This window comes from Pigmentiphaga sp., from assembly GCF_019689535.1.
GTDB lineage: Bacteria > Pseudomonadota > Gammaproteobacteria > Burkholderiales > Burkholderiaceae_B > Pigmentiphaga.
Genome location: NZ_JADGHH010000234.1, coordinates 1 through 4,702 on the forward strand (window position 1 = coordinate 1; position 4,702 = coordinate 4,702).

Below are 4,702 nucleotides of genomic sequence, written 5' to 3' on the forward strand. Positions count from 1 at the left end.
ATTACCTGCTGCGCTTGTGCAAAGGCGTGCCGAAAAGCCACCTTTACAAGGCCATACGCGGGGGCGAGGTGCGCGTCAACCGGGGGCGGGTGGCGGTCGATTACCGGATTGCCGTGGGCGACGTGATCCGCGTGCCGCCGTTTCGCATTCCGGAGGCGCCCGTGCGTTTCGTGCCGCCCACGGAATTTCCCACCGTTTATGAAGACGATGCCCTGCTGGCGATCGACAAGCCCGCCGGCGTTGCCGTGCATGGCGGAAGCGGCGTGGATTTCGGCGTCATCGAACAGCTGCGGCGCGCGCGTCCCCAGGCCCGCTTCCTGGAGCTGGTGCACCGCCTGGACCGAGACACCTCAGGCCTGCTGCTGGTGGCCAAGAAGCGCAGCGCGTTGGTCGGCCTGCACCAATCCCTCAGGGAGGGAAGGTGGAACAAGCATTACCTGGCGCTGGTGGCGGGAGACTGGGTCAATGAGCGGCAGCACGTGCGCAAGCCCCTCACCAAGTGGTCTACCCAGTCAGGGGAGCGGCGGGTGAAGGTAGACCCGGCGGGGCAGCCCGCCCATACCATTTTTACGCTCAAGCGCAGGTACGGCGCCTATTCGCTGCTTGACGCCGAGCTCAAGACCGGCCGGACGCACCAAATCCGGGTACATTTGTCCAGCTGCGGCTTTCCCATCGTCGGGGATGACAAGTACGGCGACGAACTCGCGACCGCGGATGCCGTCCAGCGGGGCTTCTGCCGGATGTTCCTGCACGCGCATTCCTTGCGCCTGCCTCATCCGTTGACCGGGGAGCCCCTGGAATTCGAGGCGGCCCTGCCGGAAGATTGCATCAAATTCCTACAGCAACTGGAAAACCCATGACCCGACCCGCCGAGGGCTACTCGCTCATCGTGTTCGATTGGGATGGCACTTTGATGGATTCGACACCGACCATCATTGCCGCGATCCAGGCCGCCTGCCGTGACCTGGGGCTTCCCGCGCCGCCTGACGAGGCGGCTGCGTGGGTAATCGGCCTGAGCCTGCAGGATGCCCTGCTGGCGGCCGTGCCCACCCTGCAGCAGTCGCAGGTGCCCGATTTCGTCGCGCGCTACCGCTTTCATTACCTGACCCGCGACCCGCAACTAAAACTGTTTGACGGGGCGGAACAGATGCTGGCGTCCCTGGCTGAACGGGGGGCCCGGCTCGCCGTGGCGACCGGCAAGAGCCGGGCAGGGTTGGACCGCGCGCTGAAAGCCACCGGCATAGGCCATTATTTCGATACCACCCGCTGCGCCGACGAAACCTTTTCCAAGCCGCATCCGGCCATGTTGTTGGAAATCATGCGCGAATTGGACGTGGATCCCGCCGGTGCGGTCATGGTGGGGGACACATCGCATGACCTTCACATGGCGCGCAATGCGGGCATCCATGGCGTTGGCGTCACCTATGGGGCCCATGCCCGCGAGGAGCTCGCTAGCTGCGGTCCCCAGGCCCTGGTAGGCAGCGTGCGCGAGCTCGACGCATGGCTGTCAGGCCGCGTCGCAGCGCTGGCGAGATAGGCGCCGCCGGGGGCAGAGTTGCCCTATCCTATGCAACCTCCATCCCCGCCCAAATTCATTCATACCCTATAGCGAGTGTTTTCCATGTCCGACGATGTCCGTCCCGCTCAGCCGACCGACTCCGTGTCACGCGTTCCGGGCGAATGGGAGCGAGAAGTGCTGGAGAAACTGGTCTTCGCGTCACTCAAGGAGCAGCGGGCGAAACGCCGCTGGACCATCTTCTTTCGGCTCGTCATGTTGGCCATCGTGGCCATGATCGTGCTCAGCGTGAGTGGGGTACTTTTCGGCGGATCGGGCTCCGCGCCGGGTCCGCACACGGCCTTGATCGACGTCGAAGGCGTCATCGACGCCGGGGGCGAGGCCAGCGCGGAAAAGATCAATGCCGCGCTCCAAGCCGCGTTCGACGAGGATGCGGTCAAGGGCGTCGTGCTGCGCATCAACAGTCCCGGAGGTAGCCCGGTGCAGGCGGGCATGATTTATGACGAAATCCGGCGGCTGCGCCGCCAGTATCCCGACAAGCCGGTCTATGCGGTGGTCGAGGAAATCTGCGCATCGGGCGGCTATTACGTTGCCGCGGCCGCAGACAAGATCTTCGTCAACCAGGCCAGCGTTGTCGGCTCGATCGGCGTGATCATGGAAGGTTTTGGCTTTACCGGCCTGATGGAGAAGCTCGGCGTCGAGCGGCGGCTGGTGGTGTCCGGCGAAAACAAGGCGCTCCTGGATCCGTTTTCGCCGCGCAATCCTGCCCAGCAGGCTCACGCGCAGGCGCTCGTGGATGAGATATACAAGCAGTTCGTCGCCGCCGTGCGCGAAGGTCGGGGCGAACGCCTGCATGAGACGCCAGACATGTTCACCGGCTTGATCTGGACGGGCGCCAAGAGCGTCGAGCTTGGCCTGGCCGACGAGCTGGGCACGGTGGACAGCGTCGCCCGCGACGTCATCAAGGCTGATGCCGTCGTGGATTACACGGTACGCGAGAACTTCGCCGAACGCGTTGCCAAGCGCGTAGGCGTGGCCTTTGGTGCCGGGCTGGCCAAGACCGGATTGAGCCGCCTCTGGCACTGGCGGTGACCGGGGCCGGCCTTGGCTTTTCCGCGCGTTGCGGGATGTACGCGCAAGTGCATCATTTCCTTGCGAGAAAGAGGAACAACGTCGGCTGCTTGTCGAGCTGGGGCGCCGGCTGCCGTTTCCAATCGGCGATGCTGAGTGTCTTGATCCACTCTCTATCCGTGGTCAGAGAGCGGGCCACGCACAGCAGCGTCGTGGGTCGCAGGGTGGCCAGTAGCGCGGCATGCATGGCGGCGTTTCGATAAGGCGTCTCGATCAGCATCTGCGTTTGGTTGTACCGGGCCGATGCCTGCTCCCAATCGCGTAGCTGGCGCGCTCGCTCGGCGGCGTCCACCGGCGCGTAGCCATGGAACGCGAAGCGCTGGCCGTCGAGGCCGCTGGCCATGAGGCCGAGCAAAAGGGATGATGGGCCGACCCAAGGCTGGACGCGGATGCCCATTTCGTGCGCCGCCCGCGCGACGCGGGCGCCGGGGTCGGCGACGGCCGGGCAGCCGGCCTCGGAAACCAGTCCGATTCGTCCGCCCGCGGCGACAGGCTTGAGCCAGGCCACTATGTCACGCTCGTCGGTCTTCGCATCGAGCGTGTGAATCGTGATTTCCTGTATGGGCCGCACGGTGCCGATGGCTTTCAGGAATGCGCGGGCGGTTTTCGCGTTTTCGGCGATGTAGGTGTCCAATTGTCCAGCGAGCGTGCGCGCCTCGGCCGGCAGCCAGCGCTCAGGAGGCGCGTCGCCCAGGGAGACAGGGATGAGATGCAGAGTGCCTGGTGCAGGTGCGTTCATGCGCGCGGCGCCTCCAGCGCGTCGAGGGGGTCAAGGCCGAATCCGGCCAGCAGCCGTGTCAGGGCGATCAAGGGCAGTCCGATCAGCGCGGTGGGGTCGTCGCTTTCAATGCGTTCCATGAGCGCAATGCCGAGCGATTCGGCCTTGGCGCTGCCGGCCGTATCGAAGGGCCGTTCGGCCGCGAGATAGGAGCGCAGGGCGCGGTCGGGGACATCGCGCAGCCTGCAGCGGGTCTCGACGGTGGCGCATTCGACGCGCTCGCCATCGTCGACGGCCACGGCGGTGTAAAAAGTCACCGTGTTGCCGCGCATGGCGCGCAGTTGCGCCAGCGCGCGATCGAAATCGCCCGGTTTGCCGATTACGCCTTCTCCCAGTGTGGCGACTTGGTCCGACCCGATCACCAGCGCGCCGGGGTGGAGCCGCCCGACCGCGCGCGCCTTGGACTTGGCAAGGCGCAGGGCCAGCGCGGCCGGCGCTTCGCCGGGTTGCGGCGTTTCGTCGACGCCAGGTGCCACCACGGCGAACGGCAGGCGCAAGCGCTCGAGCAGCTCGCGCCGATAGGGTGAGGTAGAAGCGAGGATCAGCGGCCGCAGGCCGGTTGGGTGTTCGGACATGAAAGCAGCAGGACGGGGTAAGTGATTGACTTGTTTGACTGTTTTTGAATTTTCGCGCTATTATCCACTGTTTTCCCGAGCTACCTTTTCCTTTTGGCGCTTGCGCGACTTTCCGGCGCGAGAGAGGGGCTGGTTAATCCGGTCGGTTTCCTTTTGAGCTTTCGGCCCAGTGTTTTTTTGGGGTTGGCGCGCTTTGAGGTGGATGGTTGTGGTTCGGGGAGCGTAGCGGAATTCATTCCGGGAAGCATGTCGTGAAAGACGTCAGCGAAGCCGGCGCGGTGCGCCATATCGACGCGTTCGAGTTCGTCAGGCTCGGCCGCAAGGTCGAGGGTCGTGCTCCCCTGGTTCGATTCGTGCGCCTTCTCGAGGGGTTTCCCGAGCAGGATCCCGCGGCGCAGGTGCACTGGTCGGCGGCGGCCGATCGCGGCCCGCTCGGCGAGCCGTTGATCCGGCTCGGCGTTGAAACGGTACTCACCCTGCAATGCCAGCGGTGCCTCGGGCCCCTGGCGATGCCTATTGCGTCCCAGGTGGCATTGCAGTTGGTCGAGAGCGAGGCTGAGCTCGACGATCCCGATGTCTTCGACGAGTCCGATTTGGAAGAAATCGGGACGGAGCGGGATTTCGAAAAGGTGCTGGGGTCGCGCAAGTTCGACCTGCTCGAGCAGGTCGAGGATGAATTGATCTTGAGCGTCCCTTATGTGC

Annotated in this window: 6 protein-coding genes; 4 read left to right on the forward strand and 2 right to left on the reverse strand. The window is 64.9% G+C overall.

The genetic code is table 11. The features are described 5' to 3' along the window. The 3 genes from IRZ12_RS15695 to sppA all read left to right on the forward strand — a co-directional run. The coding region (locus IRZ12_RS15695; RefSeq protein ID WP_296470369.1) for an RluA family pseudouridine synthase at positions 1-860 on the forward strand (860 nt) is incomplete at its 5' end. Further along, on the forward strand, positions 857-1,537 hold the full coding sequence (locus IRZ12_RS15700; protein WP_296470372.1) for an HAD-IA family hydrolase: 681 nt from the start codon (positions 857-859) through the stop codon (positions 1,535-1,537). The genes IRZ12_RS15695 and IRZ12_RS15700, both read left to right, overlap by 4 nt. An 84-nt stretch (positions 1,538-1,621) precedes the next feature. Next, the gene (gene sppA, locus IRZ12_RS15705) at positions 1,622-2,608 is read left to right on the forward strand and encodes a signal peptide peptidase SppA (protein ID WP_296470375.1); all 987 of its coding nucleotides are present in this window, start codon (positions 1,622-1,624) and stop codon (positions 2,606-2,608) included. 52 nt (positions 2,609-2,660) lie between these two features. Here sppA and IRZ12_RS15710 read toward each other — a convergent pair whose 3' ends face one another. Then, positions 2,661-3,386: an SAM-dependent methyltransferase gene (locus IRZ12_RS15710; RefSeq protein ID WP_296470378.1), complete on the reverse strand. Its 726-nt coding sequence runs from the start codon at positions 3,384-3,386 to the stop codon at positions 2,661-2,663. Continuing rightward, positions 3,383-4,000 (reverse strand): Maf family nucleotide pyrophosphatase, encoded by a 618-nt coding sequence (locus tag IRZ12_RS15715; protein WP_296470381.1) that lies wholly within the window; start codon positions 3,998-4,000, stop codon positions 3,383-3,385. Before IRZ12_RS15715 ends, IRZ12_RS15710 begins: the two co-directional genes overlap by 4 nt. Before the next feature lie 251 nt (positions 4,001-4,251). On the opposite strand from IRZ12_RS15715, the gene IRZ12_RS15720 reads away from it, so the two are divergent. Then, on the forward strand, positions 4,252-4,702 hold a 451-nt coding region (locus IRZ12_RS15720), incomplete at its 3' end, for a DUF177 domain-containing protein (protein WP_296470384.1).